The organism is uncultured Gimesia sp., from assembly GCF_963972345.1.
In the GTDB taxonomy this organism is placed as follows: domain Bacteria; phylum Planctomycetota; class Planctomycetia; order Planctomycetales; family Planctomycetaceae; genus Gimesia.
The window spans coordinates 11,070-29,709 of sequence record NZ_CAXAVM010000047.1; the positions used below are offsets into that span (position 1 = coordinate 11,070).

An 18,640-nucleotide genomic window follows, 5' to 3' on the forward strand; every position below is an offset into this window, starting at 1 on the left:
ACCTCTCTGGCATGGGGATAAATCGCGGATCAGTGCAGACAGCGCCGCAAAGATCAGGCAGCCTCAGAGGCATCCTCGGCAGTCGCCGACTGTTTGAAGTTTCCGTCTTCACTGATATCATCAAAGCGGACGGACATTCGTTTGGAGACCCCTGACTGTTCCATTGTAACGCCATATAAGACGTTTCCAACAGTCATTGATCGTTTATTATGTGTGATCATAATGAACTGGGTCGTCTCTTTGAAATCGTCAATCAGGCCGGCGTAACGTTCCACGTTGGCTTCATCCAGAGCCGCATCCACTTCGTCCAGAATACAGAAGGGGCTTGGACGGCTGCGGAAAATGGACATCAGCAACGCGACGGCGGTTAATGTTTTTTCTCCACCACTTAACAACGTCAGGCCGCGAAGCTCTTTTCCAGGTGGACGGGCCACGATTTCGATACCGCATTCCAGCACGTCATCCGGGTCTTCCAGAATGATATCTGCTTCACCGCCACCGAACAGCTTGCGGAAGATTTCCTGGAAATGCCCGCGAATGACATCAAACGTATCGTGAAACAGGCGACGGCTCTCCGCATTAATTCGGCGGATAATCTCTTCCAGTGACGACTTGGCTTCATTCAGGTCGTCCAGCTGCGATTTCATATACTCGAAGCGGCATTCCAGTTCATCCAGATCGTTCAGACTGTCTGAGTTAATGCTGCCCATCATCTTGATCTTCCGCCTCAAGCGATTCACCTGGGCTTCAATCTCCGGGCGAATTTCCAGGTAAAGCGCAACATTGAACCCCGGTTCGCTCGGCGTTTCATCCTCGTCTACCAGTTCGATTTCCACCGACTCCGATGCTTCTTCCACGTCAGCTTCCGATTGAACTTCTGCCTGGTCAACTGCCTCGATCAGCGCGGCATCCTGTTCCATTTCGTCTGGAGAGACCGACTCATCTTCGGCTTCGTATTGCGCCTGTTCTTCCAGATGCTGCTTGAGAACGGACTCACCCGTATCCACGATTTCTTCCAGGGTGAGCTGATATTCCTCTTCGATCCGCTCGGCCAGTGTGCTGATCTGATGTTCGATATCGCGGGTTTTGAATTCTTCTTCGTGTTTTTGTTCACTCAGTTCCCGACGCTCTTTTCGCAGGGCAGCCTCTTCTGAGCTGAACTGCTTCTTGAGCTGTCGCTTCTCATCTCGGATGACAGTCAGACTGGCTGCGGAAGCAAGCAGGCTTTCCTGGATCAAATACTGTTCGTCCAGCACGGCGCGTGTATTTAGAATATGCAGTTTAATCTGCGAATTCTTTTCCAGCGACAGTTCATAACGACGATTGGATTCTTCCTGCTGCTGCTGACGCTGTTCAAATTCAAGTTTCAGCCGATCGCAACGCTGATTGAGTCCCGCCAGACGTTCTTCGTGCGTGGCCAGTTCCAGTTTGCGGGCGTTCTGCTGTTCTTTCAGTTCCTGAACTTCACACTGTTTATCCAACAGGACAGATTCATTCTCCTGAATCAGCGCGTTCAATGACTGCAGTCGGGCTTCGGTTTCCTGCTTTTCTGAGAGCACCGTTTCGATTTCGGTCTCCAGTTTTTGAGAATGGCGTTCCAGATCCAGCAGGTCGTTTTTGACCGTCGTCCATTCTTCATTCCACTGTTCCCGCTTCTGCTCGGCGGCGACTTTAGCGGCTTTTTCAATCGAGAGTGTTTCGGAAGCTTCCTGCATCCGACTCTGGCAGGCACTCCGGTCATCGTCTACCGAAGACAACAACTCATCCAGCTTTTCCAGGGCAGTTTCGTTGTCGTTCAATGTCCGATCAATCCGAATCAGATCGTTCTTGAGCTTTCGCAATTCACTGCGACGGGTGAAGATGGCAGATTCACCACCAATGGCGCCGACGAAGATCGAACGGTTTTCTTCAACCAGTTCTCCCTGCAGTGTCACAAAGCGACATTTTTTGCCCGCTCCCTTCGACAGGTTGACGGCCGTCTCCAGTGAATCCACAATCCAGGTATCCGCCAGCAGCATTTTTGCCAGCAGTTGATTTTCTGAATTGGGCTTCACCAGTTGATCTGCACGATAGACAACACCGCGTTCCGCAGACAGATCCAGAAAATCAGAGGTCTGAAAATCAGCGGGCTGTGCAGTCGCTATTTCTTCCGTCTCAGCAGACGGACCATCCAGAGCGAATCCCTGGATGACCGGAGGCAGATCTGCCTGTGAATTCGGGCGGGTAATAAAACCCACCCGACCGGAGATGGAGTATTTGCCTTCTTTCAGGAATTCATAGAGTGGCTCAAATTCGCTGATCACCAGTAACTGCGAACGAATGCCTAAAGCGACTTCCAGCAGTGCCGCCTGTTCCAGATCCACTTCGAGCAGATCCGCGACACTGCCAATGATCGTATTCCAGGGAGAATACTGTGAGGTCTGCGCCCGGTTCAGTATTTCTTTGACCCCGATACTGATGCCTTCCTGCCTGCGCTCCAGATCTTCGAGTACGCTTTTCCGTGCCTGGTAGGCGCTGCGTCTTTCCCGCAGCTCGGACAGCTGTTGGGTTTTCTGGTCCTGCTCGCTGAGCAGTGCCTGTTGCCTTTCATCGACGTCAGACAGACTTTGCGCAAATTCAGCGACCCGTTCGCCGGCGGAACGAAACCGTATTTCACAGGCTTCGACAACCGCCTGTGCATCCTCGACTTTCGTTTCCAGTTGCAGCCGCTTTTCGTTGGCCTTCCCGATAGAACTGCTATAGGTTTCCAGTTGGGTCCGCATTGAAAATACACGGTTATCCAGCGTCAATGATGCTTTATTCAGCTCATGCACCTGCTGCTGTTTCTGTTGAATCTGCTCGCTGGCTGCATCCAGTTCTGCACTCGCCGCGGTGATGCGGGCCCGCGTTTCTTCCAGGTTCTGACGTTGTTCCTGAAAACCGGTTTCCGACTTGAGCTTCTCCTGTGTGACGGCTTCCAGATCCTTTTGAATTTCTGAAGTCCGCCTGGCCATCAGGATCCGCTGCTTGCGCAACCGGATGATTTCCGTTTCGAATTCCTGCTTTCGGTCCAGCTGATGCTCGATCGCCGTCTGATTTCCCGCAATCCCCTCGCGTTGCGAAGAGAGTTTTTTCTCGACGGCTCTTAACTGGTCATCAAATTCAGAGACTTCCGCATCGATGGCGCCCAGTTTTTCTTCGTAAGTCTGGTAGTCTGCATTCAACTCTTCGATGCGTTGCTGATACTGAGCGATTTTGTCCTTGAGCGCAGCCTGCTGCGAAGTCAGGTGTCGCCAGTCATCGGCTGCCATCCCCATCCACAGCTTGCGCAACTCGGTTGATACTTCACGGTATTTAGCTGCTTTAGAAGCCTGGCTGCGTGTCGAATTCAGCTGCGCTTCGACTTCATCCACGATGTCGGTCAAACGCTGAATGTTCTGGCCGACCCGCTCGAGCTTTCGCTCCGCCTCGACTTTCCTGGATTTGTAGCGGCTGATTCCTGCAGCTTCTTCAAACACGACGCGGCGTGTGGCAGCGTTGGCCTGCAGGATCTGATCGACGCGGCCCTGTTCGATAATGCTGTAAGCCGACGTCGCGGCACCAGTGCCCATGAACAGGTCGCGAATATCTTTCAGACGGACCGGGTTACGATTCAGCAGGTATTCCGAGTCGCCATTTTTCCAGAGTCGACGGCCGATATGCACTTCGTCTGCATCAATATCCAGGAAACCCTGCCGGTTATTGAAAGTCAGCGTGGCTTCGGCATACGCATTGGCTTTACGGCCCGTGGAACCGTTGAAGATCACATCGGTCATGTCTTTGCCACGGAGGCTCTTGGGGCTCTGGTCACCCAGAACCCACTTGATTCCATCCACGACGTTACTCTTACCACTTCCGTTGGGCCCGACAACGCAAGTGATGCCATCCGAAAATTCAAAGATGGTCCGGTCGGCAAAACTCTTAAAGCCGAACAGTTCCAATGATTTCAGCATCACTAAACCTTACACGGGAAAACTAAAAACAGGAGCCTGACTTGCAGTGGTCATACATAATTCAGAATCAATCCAGAAGGAATCACATTTAACCCTAGCGTCTCTCAATCTCTTATTTCTGGTCCACATCGTCCTGGAGACGCGACAGTAAAACGGGACATAATCTGCTGATCCGATTGCTTTTATTTTTTGAAATACCGGAACCAGCTCTGGAAGGTCGTCTGCTTTACGTACTTATCATCTTCATCAATCGATTCGGCTTTACGGGAATCGGACAAAGTCGCTTTGCCTTTATCATCTGACTCTTCCGCTGCCTGGAAGTCAGGTTCTTCCTCTTCATATTCCGATCTTCTAGATTCACTTGTTTTAGGAACATCTATGTTGAAGATGTTGGGGACCATATTCTGATTTCCCACCCGCGAACCCTTTTTCGGTTTCGGTTTGGTTGACTTCAAGTCACCTGATTTCAGAGCCAGCAGAGAGTCGTCGTGAACCGGACGGTAATACATGCGGCCCCCTTCAGGTAAGGCATCGATTTCGACCTGACCTTCGATGTTCCCCTGCTGATGTGCCTGCAAAATCATTTGAGCAATGTCGGGATAGCTGGCTCCCATTTCTACCGCGGTGCGAATGACGACCGCAATATTTTTGGAGACCAATTTCCGCTGATCGGGTTCATCGACTGCGTATTTACTGACGGTCAGCTCTTCAACCCCCGGCGCACCGGTGATCAATACTTTGCCGGCCCGAACGGTAAGCGGCACGCGGAATTCCTGCTCGGAACCAAACAGGACCACTTCCGGGTGTTTTCGGTGAGTGATGTGAATCATCGGACCGCCATTCTTCGGACCACCTGGTTTGGCATTCGGATCGTGCGTCGTCACAGTCTCCAGTTCGGTCTGCAATACATGCAGCAGGAACTGGCCGTTCATATCTTCGCCACGAATAAAGGGATCGTTTTTATCGAGCGTCCACAGTGCGCGGAAGGCACCGTAACGGGTTTCGGCACTGGTCATGCTCATCAGTTCCCGCAAATGCAGATGTGCTTCTGGTTCATCCAGAGCCGACATGGCGGCCAGGGCGTACACGCGGAACGCCGGTTCTTCGCGGGCTGCTTCTGCCAGATCCTTGATGCCGGACCCGTCATCCAGGTAAGCCAGTGCCACTGCCGCATGGAAACGTACTTCCAGCAAGGGGCTCTTCAGCGCCGCCTTCAGAATCGGTATCGATTTTTTCCCGATCGCTTCCAGCTCAATCGAAGCCCGCTCTGCTTTTTCCGGAATCTTGATCTCGTCCGTGAGTTTCTGCATGCGCACCCGTTGTGCCACATCGGTTTCCCGGAAGGCAATATAGCGAACCACCTGCAGGTAACGCGAATCATTATGTTTGTAGCGTGGTTTCAGCTTGAGTACCACTTTTTTATCTGTCTTGGCTTCGGCCAGAGGTTCTTCGATCCCATATTTATCGAAGTGATAGAACCGGGACCCGATACGATTGGCAATACGCTGTGCATTTCGAATACTTTTGAAATCATTGCGGAGGTACAACGCCAGATCGCGATCTTCCGCAAGTGAAGCACCACCAGCCAGAATGCGACCACGACGCAGCAGTCCGGAGGTCCCTTTTTTCCGGTCTTCTTCCGACATGGGAGGAATCAGAATGGAACCTTCCGCTTTCGCCAGGATGTGACCTTTCAACAGCCCACGCCCCTGGATCATCGCCTGTTCGGCCAGATACGATTCCATCAGCCAGCCCCCGTCGAGGCTGGTTGCTTCACTGTTACCGGGCAGATAAACTTCCACGTCGAAGGTTTCGCCTTTGCGGATCAGTGGTGGCAGATAGGCTTTGACAATGACCAGCGCCGTCGAAGGACTGCGCAGAATCTGGTTTGGATTTTTAACACCCCGGCGGCGCATCTCGCGGAGTAACGCTTCACGGTGCACCGAAGGAGGCGGGTTGCCGCCTGTCCCGTTCAGTCCCGTGACCAGACCTACGCCCTGCAGCGCAATCAGGTTTTTGCCGGTAATCTGTGTGTACTCGCCAATGAACGGCGTTTCGACCTTGGTCTCAAACTTCTCAAGTTCCGACGAATCGTCGTCTTCATCCGGACTTTGTGAACGCATACTGGCCGAGTTCAACCAGCTCTGCGGATTCAGATTAAGTTTCTGACAACCCGTAAAGCCAGCAGCCACGATGAGCACAACAACGAATAAACTGACAGTGTTCTTCACAGTACGACCCCGTTTGTGAGAAAATAGTCTTTTCAGAATGGTTGTTTTTCCACTGAAACCGTTTCCGGACAGACGTTGATTCCCAAGCAGACAGGCATCGATAGAGAACCTGACCGAGTTCAGTTACATCAACTGAATTTGCCTTGAGTAATCAAACAGTGCCGGCCTCGACACAGCAGAAAACCTGAAGAGAAATTGAGATTTGATTTGAGAGAGATTTGTGGAGATCGGAAGCTTATTGCAATCGGCAAAAGGGGTCAATAGCGATTTTCTCACCTGCCAGCAGTCATCCTGCCGGCAGGCTCTGCGCAGAACAATGCGATCAGCGGAACGAACAGTATCTGATTTGATTAACCGAATTTACGACGAAGGGAACGACTTTGATTCTGGAAACGTTATCGTATTATCCTGAAATACTTTGCCGGCAGGTTTCTTTTTCGATTTGGGAGTTTCGAACTTTGCAGGTCCAAACTGATCATCCGCAGAAAATGGCTGATACTGGTTCTTTTTACGAGAACCGGGAAACGAGAACGGATTGGACTGAGTCGCTTTTGTTTCCGTAAAGGTAGCCGCTCCCAGTGTTTTCAGCTGCATGCCAATCTGATCTTTAAACTGAACCTGAATTTCGGTGGCTTCAATCTGGGTATTCCGGGAGCCAACACCTCGAATCAGTTTGACGTTCTCTTTTTCCGTTCCTGTGAGACTCATTGAGATTGAGTTCGTCCCAAAATCGAATTGGGCTTCAGCAGCAGTCGCATTGATCAGATCGGCACTGCTGATAATTTTCACATTTCCCTTCAGATCCAGCTTCAGATCAGAATGGCTGGAACAGGTTGCGTCTATCACATCTGCCGAGAAACACATTTCATCGATTTTGATTCCCGCTCTCCCCTGCAGACGAATCACGCGTTTCCCGTCCCCATGGATTTTCACATCGATTTCTTCCCCACTTAAGATCATTTGATCCAGTGGCAATGTCTGAACTTTGGCGGCAGAGACTGTTTTTTTCTCTTCCTTCGATTCCGCGATTTCTTCAGAAAACCCCGAATTCAAAAAGCTGCCTGCAAAAACAAGCGCCAGAACGATCGTAAAATGCGGATGTGTCATTTTGTTTCTCCGTTAGTATTAAAAAGTCGATTGGGCAGCTGATTGTATCCCCACACAACCTACTTATGCAGGTAAGGTTTCTCTGCCCGAACACTCCAGTCATGTGAAAACATTTTAATCTCAGTGATATCAATCTGGTCAAAGAAATCGAATTGACTCGGCTCGGCTGATGCGACTCTGACAATATCTTCAGGTGTTGACTGTCGTTCAATAATACTGACGTTTTCATCCGGTTGAACCAGCATCGTATGCAGATCTTTGTATTTCATAAGAATATATGAAGCTTTAATCTCGGTGGTCTGCTGATTCTGAGTTCGTATCCATGAGACACTGCCGCGCTCTCGGCTACTGAGCATTAATATTCGCCTGCCATACTCCAGACTGGCATGCAGTGCCGAAATTCGCAGTTGATCACGCTCGTTTTCAATCTTTACATTTCCTGTCAGCTGAATCCGCAAATCTTGTTCATTTTTGTAGATGACCGAAATCGAATCTGCTTTAAGACGAGTTTCACCACAGAGGACTCGGGCATCCCCTTTGAGTCTAATCACATTTCGATTATCCCGCGTGACCCAGATATTCAGTTCTTCTGCTTTCAATACGAAAGGACCAAATTTGAGGGTTTTCGTTTCTGCAGAAAGAGCAGCGTAGTTTTTTAGTTTACCTATCCGAACAGGAGCTGCAGACTCGGCTCGACAAAACGAGTGAATTTCTAACAGACAGATCACAACCATTAGCATTCGGATTAACATATAGAACTCCGTTTCAGTTTAGATCGCGCTTTTATTTAGAGGCCCACAGGACTTCAGACGAAAGACATCAGTTTTTCAGCTGATTTTTTCTCGGATACTCTTGAACCGGAGCAGACAATGTATTGCCGTTGACCGGAGTGAACTGCGATGCAGGCAGATCGAAGTTCGATGATGGCTTATTCCCGAAGAGGTCATAACTGCCTGTCTGCAGTACCGGGAAATCATCTGCCGGAGTCTGGTTCCGCTCTGAGATTTCGATCGGCCCCTGTGATTTGATCAACATGATCACATTTTCTGACAGTTTAATTTGGATCTCCGGGGCGTCTAACTGAGTCACAATTGAACTGTTATATCGATTCAACTGCGCGGGTTCCTTTTCAGTGCCTTTGAGTGAAAGCGATTTGGCACCGAAATCAAACATGGCTTCCGCTGACCTGGCACGCAGTTGGGAAAGCGGGCTGACGATACTGACCTGCCCATTCAGATCGAGAACCAGATCCTTCGTATCTGTATAGGCCGCCTGTATGAGATCTGCTTCAACTGCGAGCACGCCAATTTGCATTTCCGCCTGACCGCGCAAGCTGATTTGATGCTTACCATCCTGCTGAATCTTGTATTCGATTTCCTCCCCCTTGAGTTCCATGCCTTGTATCTGGAGCGTATGCACTTCGCCAGGCGGGTCAGATTTCGAGCTGGAATCTTCTGCGCGGCCGGAAAGTGTCAGGAGAAGCAGAAACAGAATACTCAAACACGCTGAGAAAACGTTGTTGCACATGGTTTGTCTCCACGGACTGTATAATAAGTTTCAATAGCCGGGGCAGGCCTGTCTGGTGTTCTAACAGACAGATTTTCGATCGTCCATGCCAATTGCGATGGATCTGGTCTCTTTTTACGATCGGGGATTATCTTGCGCGTCACAGTTTTCAAATGCCATGCGATCCGACATGATATACAGAACAAGCTTAGTCACGACGCTTTAAGCAGTTACATCATTCCCAGTTCCCGTGAGAGTCTGCTCATGTTTTTTCTACAAAAATGCATTGTTAAAATTACATTCCCGGCGTTGTGCGCTGTGCTCTGCATCACAGCAGTGACATCCGCTGATGGGCCGGCGGATAACAAACCGGATCAGGTACGTCGTATCCCCGCACTGGGGGTCGAAGTTCCGGCAGCAGAACAGCAACAGTTGGAACAGGGGCTGGCGAAACTACAGGCGTCACTGGGTCAACTCAGAAAAAGCAGGGACGCCCGGATCAAAGCGTTGATCCCTGATGTGGAAATCTATCATCGCGCGGTCCGGTGTGCTCTGGAGTACCAGGAGTTCTTTCACGAACGGGAAATCGGAACGGGGCTCAATCTGTTGAAACAGGGACAGGAACGGGCTGACCAGCTGTTGAAAGGGGAAGCGCCCTGGACGCGACAGACAGGGCTGGTCGTGCGGGGCTATATTTCCAAAATCGATCAGACCGTGCAGCCCTACGGACTGGTCATCCCGGACAACTACACGTTTTCAGGTAAGAGCGATTATCGCTGCGATCTCTGGTTTCATGGCCGGGGAGAGCGTTTGAGCGAAGTCAATTTCATCAATCAGCAGCAGTCCCGCGTACAATACACGCCCGCGGATACGATTGTATTGCATCCTTATGGCCGTTATTCCAATGCGTTCAAATTCGCCGGTGAAATTGATGTACTCGAAGCGCTGGAATCAACGAAACAGAATTACCGCATCGACGAAGATCGCGTTTCTGTCCGTGGCTTTTCCATGGGAGGCGCTGCCTGCTGGCAGTTCGCCGTGCATTACGCCGACCGCTGGTTTGCTGCCAATCCGGGAGCCGGCTTCTCCGAAACGCCGCTGTTTCTCAAGGTCTTCCAGGAAGAAAAGCTGAAACCAACCTGGTACGAAGAGAAATTATGGCAGCTGTATGACTGCCCTGGCTATGCGCTCAATCTGTTTCAATGTCCGACTGTCGCTTACAGCGGGGAAATCGATCGACAGAAGCAGGCCGCCGATGTGATGGAACAGGCGCTGAAAAAAGTGGGCATCGACATGGTGCATATCATCGGTCCGGATACGGCCCATAAAATTCATCCGGACTCGAAAGTCATCATCGAGGAGAAAATGGATTCCCTGGCTCGGGTGGGCCGACAACGCGTGCCAGCCACCATTCATCTGGTCGCCTATACGCTGAAATACAACCGTATGGCATGGGTCACGCTGGATGCAATGGAAGAAGAATGGACGCAGGCCCAGATCGACGCCCGGTTACTGAGTGGCAACCGCGTCGATGTCAAAACGGAAAATGTGACCGCCTTCTCTTTCAAAATGGCAGCCGGCGAATCGCCGCTGGATATGACTCAACCGGTGACCGTACAGGTGGATGGCAGGAAACTGGAAGCACCCCGCCCCCTGTCCGACCGTTCCTGGGAAGTCTCGTTTCATAAATCAGGAGACAGCTGGCAGGTGGGCCCCGCGACTTACGAACCGGGCCAGCTGGTGAAGAAACATAACCTGCAGGGCCCGATTGACGATGCCTTTATGGATTCGTTTATCTTTGTCTCTCCTTCCGGAACCTGTGCCTCTCCGACCGTCGACAAGTGGGTTCAGTCCGAACTGGAACATGCCATCGTTCACTGGCGTCAGCAGTTCCGCGGCGATGCCCGCGTGATGAAAGATGCAGAAATCACGGATAAAGAAATCGCGTCCAGCAACCTCGTCCTGTGGGGAGATCCCCAGAGTAACCAGCTCATTAAGAAGATCGCCGATCAACTGCCGATCCAATGGACCGCCGATGCGATCACTGTAGGCGATAAACAATACCCGGCGGATCACTGTGCTCCGGTGCTGATCTTCCCGAATCCATTGAACCCTGAAAAATATGTCGTGATCAACAGCGGCTTCACTTATCGTGAGTACGCTTATCTGAACAATGCCCGACAGGTGCCGATGCTGCCCGACTGGGCGATCATCGATTTGCGGACTCCCGCGGGCAGTCAGTATCCGGGGAAAGTCGTTGACGCGAATTTCTTTGACGAATTCTGGCGATTAAAATAAAACGTTCCTTTCCCGGGATTCACACTGGGGAATCACAAAAACAATCCATTTTCAAATAGTTGGCTGCACCATGAAACATCTGACAAAATTTCTGATTGCTGTTTTTTTTCTGGGAATGACTGGTCTGACCCGGGCAGAAGTCTCGTATTTCAAACCTTCTTCCAAGACGGGAGCTTCGCTGTGTGTCGTCGTGAAAGACGATGTCCTGGCGCATACTTCTCAGATCCTCCCCTTGAATATCAAAGGGGGAATGATCACTTCAACGGGCGTCGGCGATCAGACGGCACTCGTGTTGAAGAACCTGGATTATCTGCTGAAAAAGGTGGACTCTTCGCTGAATAAGCTGGTGAAGTTGAACATCTATGTCGCCCGTGAAGAACTGGTCGCGGAAGTGCAACAACGGCTGGCAAAGGAACTGGAACTGATCGCACAACCGGCGTGCACCTACGTGGTCACGAAACTGCCCGATCCCAAAGCGCTTGTCGCACTGGATGCAATCGCTGCGACAGATTCATCCAGTAAGCTGACAGAAACCAAAGTCTTCAACGACGCTCCTTCCGGATTCCGTGTCGCCCTGTTACCCGCAGGTCGGACGGCATATATATCCGGCCAGGCCGTCAAAGCAGACACCGTATCAGAAGCTGCGATCAAGACGATGAAAGAACTGTTTGAAACGCTGGAATACCTGGGTGCGAAACCGAAGAACATCGTGCACATCAAAGCGTTCATGACGCCCATGAGCCAGGCCAATGAAGTGAACGAGATGATCGACGGCATCTTTCCCGAAGAGCGCCGACCGCCGGTCACACTGGTCGAATGGTTTTCATCGCTGCCCATCGAAATCGAAATGATTGTCGCCATGCCCGAAGCAGCACCTGCTTCCCGCCCCGCGGAAACCGTCACTTATAAAACTCCGACCGGCATGAAAGCGTCTCCCGTCTATAGTCGCGTCGCGATTGCGGAAGTCAGTGACCGGATTTATGTCTCGGGCATCACCTCGAAAGAACCAGGTGACTACCCCACACGAATTCACAGCGTCTTCAATCAACTGCAGGCCATTGTGGGAGAAGCGGGCAGCGATATGCAGCACCTGGCGAAAGCGACTTATTACGTCTCTGAAGACGGCATCAGTGGTGACTTCGGTAAGATCCGTACCGAATACTATAACCCAAAGCGACCGCCGGCTGCTTCCAAGGCCACCGTTAAAAGTGTGGGTGTGCCGAATCGGATTCTGGTGCTGGATATGATTGCGATACCGGCAAAATAAAGGCCGGTTATGATCACTTAAATAAAAAACGCCCTGTTGCTGCAGGGCGTTTTTTTAATGCATTGTTTTGAGGCGGCTTCAGGCAATAATTTCTTTCACCACGCGATTTTCCTGACCATCAATCAGTGTCTGTGGTGCACCGTTGCGGGTAAAGGTCAGGCGTTCGGCTTCCAGACCAAACAGATGCATGAGCGTCGCGTGATAGTCACTGTGGCTGACTTTGTCTTTAATAGCATGATGACCGAAATCATCGGTTTCACCATATGTCATGCCCCCCTTCAGCCCACCCCCGGCGAGCCACATGCTGAAGCCGTAAGTGTTATGATCGCGGCCCTGCTTAGCCATACCTGCGTCATTCTGAATCACAGGCAGGCGGCCCATTTCTCCGCCCCAGTGAACGAGGGTTTCATCCAGCAGACCACGCTGTTTGAGATCTTTCACCAGGCCTGCAGCCGGAACGTCGACCCGCTTACAAGCCAGCGGGAGCGAAGTCCGCATATTCGTATGATGGTCCCAGGTCTGGTTACCGGTCATGATTTGAACAAAACGCACGCCCCGTTCAATCAGGCGGCGGGAGATCAGGCAGCGTTTGCCGAATTCGGCTGAGGTGGGGTCGTCGATCCCATACATGGCCTGCGTCGCTTTGGTTTCCTTACTCAGATCCAGCGCCTCAGCAGCTGCGGTCTGCATTTTGGCCGCCAGTTCGTAACTGGCAATGCGTGCCGAGAGATCGTCTTCACCCGGATGTTGATTTAAATGACGCTGATTCAGATTTCCCAGAAAGTCGAGGTACTTCTCCTGGGCTTTGCCGCTCAGGTGAGGCGGGGCATTCAGATTCAGAATGCGTGGTTCCTTGGGACGAATTACGGTTCCCTGGTACAGGGAAGGCAGCCACCCGTTGGTCCAGTTATCGACGCCGAGCACAGGTGCACCGCCGGGATCGACCATCGCAATATACGCGGGCAGATTTTCTGATTCGGCTCCCAGGCCGTAGGTCAACCAGCTGCCGAGGGTCGGTCGGCCGGGTAGAATGCGACCGCTGTGCATCGCATAGATTGACTGACCATGGTTATTCACACTGGTGTGCATGGATCGCATCAGCACGATATCGTCCACGACTTCCGATAAACCGGGAACGAGTTCTGATAACTCCATTCCGCAATTACCGTGTTTGCTGAATTTCCAGGGACTGCCTAATACTTTCGAACTGGCCTGGGCCGCGTTATCGTATTTGATGTCACCCGGAAACTTTTTGCCATCGTACTTCTGGAGCATCGGTTTGGGATCGAACATATCCAGATGACTGGGGCCACCCTGCATGAACATCGAGATCATGGCTTTGGCACGGGGAGGATGATGCGTGGGCTTGAGGGTCAGGTCAAATTGCTGCTTTTCCAGCGGTGGTTGTTTGAGATCTGGTCGGGCGACAGCAGGATTGGCGTGTGCCTGTTCCTGGTTCAATAGCCAGGACAGAGCCAGCGATCCGATGCCCATGGAACCGGAAGCCAGAAAATGCCGCCTGGAGTGAGGTGCTGAAATCGATTGTTTATTCATAATTCGATACCGTTATTCTTACCGGATTCAAAATTTCATTTTCAGATCACAGTTTCAGTGAAGCTGAATCAGTCTACATACAGGAAGCCGTTACTGCTGAGTAATGCCTGACAGAATGTCGCCAGTGCCAGATGCTCAGGAGTTTTACCTGCATTGTCTTTTCTATCTTTAAACTGAGGCAACTGCGAATCGATAAATTCGACAGACTGCTGAACTTCTTCAGTGGATGCCTCTTTACCGAAGGCCAGCATCCAAGCCAGCTTGACCTGTTCTGCTTTATTGCCGGCTTTTTCTTTCAACAGTCGTTCTGCGAACAACTCGGCATTTTCGACCATGAACGCGCTGTTCATCATCAGCAGTGACTGTGGTGCGACGGTTGAAGAAGAACGTTTCTCACAGTTCGGCTCCATCTTGGGTGCATCAAACATATCGAGCACGGCCAGCGGTTTGCTGCGACTGACGGTGACGTAGATACTGCGACGGAACTTGCGATCATCCATCTTCAGGTTTTTCCCCTGACGACCGGCTGAGTCAACATTGGCAAGGCCCACGACGATCTGCCCGACTTCGTCTTCCTTTACAGGAACCGGTTCGCCGTACAGTTCGGTTTTGAGTTTCCCGGTGACAGCGATAATGGAGTCGCGAATGGTTTCGGCTTCCAGGCGACGAACGGGCATGTGACCATACAACAGATTGTCCGGATCGGCGACATCATATTCATCGGAGCGCTGCGAACTCTGCATGTAAGCGGTGGAAGTCATCAGCATTTTATGCATGCGTTTGATTTTCCAGCCATGGGCCACAAAATCATTTGCCAGCCAGTCCAGTAATTCCAGGTGAGTCGGCGGAATTCCCAGTTTGCCGAAATCTGTCGGCGAGGCCACAATGCCTTTTCCAAAGTGATGCAGCCAGAGACGGTTCACAAACACACGTGCCGTCAGAGGATGCTCACCGTTGGTAATGTAATTCGCATACGCGAGCCGCCGTCCGGTCGTCGGGATGTCTTTGTTGACTGGAGGAATCTCAAACGGTTTTTCCAGGTTGGATTTAATCACCGTCAGCCCGGCAGGTTCCAGTTCATGTTTGGGCTGCTCAAAATCACCGCGGTTGAAGAAGAACGTTTTGGGGACTTTTCCGGGCACTTCTGTCAGTACGCGGATGAATTCTTCTTTGGGTTTCTTATCCCGGATCGCCGTCGCTTTGTCACTGTACTCAGTCAGGATTTTTGTGGTTTTGAGATCCGCCAGCCGCTTGGATTCGTCTTTGAGATGCTGAATCTCCGCGGCTCCCTGGGGGTCGAACTTTTCCAGATTGGAAACGGAGACCAGTAACGCCGGGAATTCCGCCAGAATCTGTTTCTGCTCTTCGGTCTGGCTTTTGACTTCTGCTTTTTTCGCAGCCAGTGCTAAGGCCTTCTTCTCGGCGGGTATCTTATCCAGCGTTTCTTTTTCGATTTTTTCTACCAGCGTTTTGGCCAGTTCCTTGGCTTTTTGAGCCGCTTTGCTCGACTGTTCATGAAGCGTGCGATCGTAGAGATACAGCGAACCGGCAGACAGACGATTAATACGGGGATACTCTTTGAGCAGCGCCACCTGCTCTTTGCTGCGTTCTTTGCCGGCAGTTTTGTAGGCAGTTCGCATGGCGTCCCGTTTGTCTTCGGGCACGTCCATCAGTTCGCGTTCCAGTGTCCGGTCGATAAACTTGTTGACCAGTTCGGTACGTTCTGCGAGGACTTTCTTCGCTTCCGCTTCCAGTTCATTGGCGACTTTGCGATCCTCGTCCGACATGATCGAAATGCGCCGGGCGACGGGAGTCCGCCAGTTTTTCCAGTCCAGAGCCGGCTCGAAAATCGCCCGGAACCGATAGTAATCATTCTGGGGGATCGGATCGTACTTGTGATCGTGGCACTGGGCACAGGCGATGGTCATTCCCAAAATCGAAGAGGAAACGATATCCACCGTGTCGATGATCACCTGATTTTTGGCGACTTCCCGTTCTGCCGGATTACTGCCTGTGCCATCCGGGGCCATACGGAGAAATCCGGTGGCAACCAGTTTTTCCATCTCTTCCGGACTCAGCTTATGATAGGGGGGCTTGACCATCTCATCGCCGGCCAGTTGTTCTTTCAGAAACTGATCGTAGGGTTTGTCCTCGTTGAAGGCACGAATCACATAATCCCGGTATCGAAAGGCCCAGGGACGATCCTGATCTTTATTGTTGTAGCCTTCGGAGTCGGCATAGCCGGCGACGTCCAGCCAGTGTCGGCCCCAGCGTTCACCATAATGTGGGGAAGCTAGCAGACGATCAATCAGCTTTTCGTAGGCGTCCGGGCTCTTGTCATCCAGAAACTGTTTGAGTTCTTCGGGCGTGGGAGGCAGGCCAGTCAGGTCGTAAAATGCACGTCGGGCCAGTACTGTTTTATCCGCCTGCGAAGTGAACGTGAGATCTTTTGCTTCCAGCTTCGAGAGCAGAAAGGCATCGACGGGCTGCTTGACCAGCGTGGATTGTTTGACCTTGGGAACCGGGTAATTCTTCACGGGTTGAAAGGACCAGAATGCCAGATCGTCGGGGGCCACGTAATCGGGTCCGATCGTCTCGGGCTCAGGTCGGATGTTGTGGGCTCCCTGATTGACCCACTGCTTGAGAATTGCCAGTTCTTCATCGGGCATCGGTTTGCCTTCGGGAGGCATTTCTCCGGCTTCAATTCGGGAAATCAGTTCACTCTGATCGCTTTTTCCAGGCACGATCGAGGGGCCACTGTCTCCCCCTTTGAGCATGAACCGCTTCAGGCGCAGGTCCAGATTGCCTTCCATCTCGCCATTCTCGCCATGACAATGCAGACAGTGAACCTTGAGAATTTTGCGCACATCGTTTTCGAACGAAAGTTTTGATGTCTGTTCTGCAGGCTCAGCGGCTCGCACTGAATTCAGACAGACAGAAGCGGTAAACAGAGACGCCAGGAAAAGTCGCCCGATCATAGAAGAAGACTCTCTTGGTAATGGTTTCAGTGAGGGCTATCCACGTTCAATGAATAGTATGTATGGAGGGCTCATCGCAGACTTTAAGATGAGTAATATCTAAAAGTTGCTTATATATTATGGTATCGGTTTTAGACCGAAGTGCAAGAGAGGATTTTCGCAGGAGTTTGATTAATAGAAAAGAGTCAAACTCTCAGGATTGTCCCAGACAGAGAGATTCTGTGTCTCATCGCCGGCGGTCAGTACCATATTCACCGTAAACTGCTACCTGATAAACAGTTACACCGCTAATCATCCAGTGACCAGTTTTTTCATGAATTCCCCTTCATTGAGGGTGGGGCGTTCAGGGCTGCCTTTGTGGCGATATTCAAGTTTCAGGTTATCCAGCCCCAGCAGATGATAAATGCTGGTATGAATATCCCGGACATGCATCCGGTCTTCGACGGCGTAGAGACCGAGTTCGTCTGTGGCGCCAATCGTCTGGCCTCCCTTGACGCCGCCTCCGGCCATCCACATGGTGAAGCCGGTCGGGTTATGATCGCGGCCGTCCCCTTTTTCACTCATCGGGGTACGACCAAATTCGCCGCCCCAGACAACGAGAGTGGAATCGAGCAGACCACGCTGCTTGAGATCCTTCAACAGGCCGGCCACGCATTTGTCCATCCCTTTGCAGAGACTGGAATGACGTTTTTCAATGCTTGAGTGCGAATCCCATTTACTGCCGGCTCCGTTATAGAGCTGCACGAAGCGCACGCCCCGCTCTACCATGCGACGCGCCAGCAGGCAGTTTGTGCCATAGACCTTGGTTTCCTTCTGGTCCATGCCGTACAGTTCCTGGGTCTCTTTGGTTTCCTGCGACAGGTCGATGGCTTCGGGAGCAGCAGCCTGCATCCGAAATGCGAGTTCGTAGGATTCAATCCGGGCATCCAGTTCGGACTGCTGTTTGCGGGAAGCAGCATGACGTTGATTCAGTTTCGCCAGCAGATCCAGTTTGCCGGCTTCCTGCGTCGGGTAAATATCTTCGGGACGATACAGGTTCGAGATCGGCGTTTTACCGGCATTGAGTCTTGTCCCCTGATAGACGGCGGGAATGAAAGCGGTTCCCCAGTTACGGGGGCCGTTCACGACGGTTCCGTTATTATCCTGGATGACAACGAAGGCAGGCAGGCTGTCGTTTTCGGTTCCCAGGCCGTACGTCACCCAGCTGCCCAGTGAAGGTCGACCAGCCAGGGGAATGCATGTATTCATCTGGCAGACACCACCAGCATGATTAATGCCATTGGTCCAGCAGCCACGCAGGACCGCAATGTCATCGACACAGGTCGCAGTATGTGGCAACCAGTCTGAAACCCAGGTCCCCGCTTCGCCATGCTGCTTCCATTTTCGCTGGGAAGCCAGCAGTGGTGAATTGACTTCGCCCATCGCGGTAATCGGCTTTTTGAAACTTTCGGGCAGTGGTTTGCCTGCCAGTTTCTGCAGATCCGGTTTGGGGTCGAACAGATCGATATGGCTGGGGCCCCCTTCCATGAACAGGAAGATCACACTTTTCGCAGTCGCGGGAAAGTGAGTCTGTTTCGAAGCCAGCGGAGAGAGAGACTTGCCGCTCGAGATGGCTGCGCTCTGCGCCTGTTGGGCCATTAAGGCGTTCAAGGCGATTCCGCCGAAACCTGCGCCGGCCTGAAACAGAAGCTGACGTCGATTGATATTCTGTTGAGTCTGATTGCTCAT

The 18,640-nt window shown here is 51.7% G+C and carries 10 protein-coding genes; 2 read left to right on the forward strand and 8 right to left on the reverse strand.

Annotated features, from left to right (window positions below; translation table 11 throughout):
* Positions 1–53: 53 nt before the first annotated feature.
* The 5 genes from AACZ40_RS10405 to AACZ40_RS10425 all read right to left on the reverse strand — a co-directional run bounded on the left by AACZ40_RS10405 (position 54) and on the right by AACZ40_RS10425 (position 8,836).
* A complete protein-coding gene (locus tag AACZ40_RS10405) occupies positions 54–3,971 on the reverse strand; it encodes an AAA family ATPase (protein WP_291168529.1) in 3,918 nt (1,305 codons plus the stop codon).
* Between the two features lie 182 nt (positions 3,972–4,153).
* Positions 4,154–6,202: a flagellar basal body P-ring protein FlgI gene (locus AACZ40_RS10410; RefSeq protein ID WP_291168532.1), complete on the reverse strand. Its 2,049-nt coding sequence runs from the start codon at positions 6,200–6,202 to the stop codon at positions 4,154–4,156.
* Positions 6,203–6,562: 360 nt separating this feature from the next.
* Complete coding sequence (locus tag AACZ40_RS10415) at positions 6,563–7,309, reverse strand: hypothetical protein (RefSeq protein WP_291168534.1); 747 nt, start codon at positions 7,307–7,309, stop codon at positions 6,563–6,565.
* A gap of 59 nt (positions 7,310–7,368) precedes the next feature.
* Positions 7,369–8,061 (reverse strand): hypothetical protein, encoded by a 693-nt coding sequence (locus AACZ40_RS10420; protein ID WP_291168536.1) that lies wholly within the window; start codon positions 8,059–8,061, stop codon positions 7,369–7,371.
* Between the two features lie 67 nt (positions 8,062–8,128).
* On the reverse strand, positions 8,129–8,836 hold the full coding sequence (locus tag AACZ40_RS10425; protein ID WP_291168538.1) for a hypothetical protein: 708 nt from the start codon (positions 8,834–8,836) through the stop codon (positions 8,129–8,131).
* Between the two features lie 315 nt (positions 8,837–9,151).
* On the opposite strand from AACZ40_RS10425, the gene AACZ40_RS10430 reads away from it, so the two are divergent.
* Together AACZ40_RS10430 and AACZ40_RS10435 are read left to right on the forward strand one after the other, a co-directional pair.
* Entirely contained in the window at positions 9,152–11,113 is a 1,962-nt protein-coding gene (locus AACZ40_RS10430; protein ID WP_339674382.1) for a prolyl oligopeptidase family serine peptidase, read from the forward strand.
* Positions 11,114–11,183: 70 nt separating this feature from the next.
* Complete coding sequence (locus AACZ40_RS10435) at positions 11,184–12,380, forward strand: RidA family protein (RefSeq protein WP_291168542.1); 1,197 nt, start codon at positions 11,184–11,186, stop codon at positions 12,378–12,380.
* Between the two features lie 78 nt (positions 12,381–12,458).
* Here AACZ40_RS10435 and AACZ40_RS10440 read toward each other — a convergent pair whose 3' ends face one another.
* The 3 genes from AACZ40_RS10440 to AACZ40_RS10450 all read right to left on the reverse strand — a co-directional run bounded on the left by AACZ40_RS10440 (position 12,459) and on the right by AACZ40_RS10450 (position 18,640).
* On the reverse strand, positions 12,459–13,934 hold the full coding sequence (locus AACZ40_RS10440; protein WP_291168544.1) for a DUF1501 domain-containing protein: 1,476 nt from the start codon (positions 13,932–13,934) through the stop codon (positions 12,459–12,461).
* 68 nt (positions 13,935–14,002) lie between these two features.
* On the reverse strand, positions 14,003–16,912 hold the full coding sequence (locus AACZ40_RS10445; RefSeq protein WP_291168546.1) for a PSD1 and planctomycete cytochrome C domain-containing protein: 2,910 nt from the start codon (positions 16,910–16,912) through the stop codon (positions 14,003–14,005).
* A 291-nt stretch (positions 16,913–17,203) separates the two neighbouring features.
* On the reverse strand, positions 17,204–18,640 hold the full coding sequence (locus AACZ40_RS10450) for a DUF1501 domain-containing protein (protein ID WP_291168548.1): 1,437 nt from the start codon (positions 18,638–18,640) through the stop codon (positions 17,204–17,206).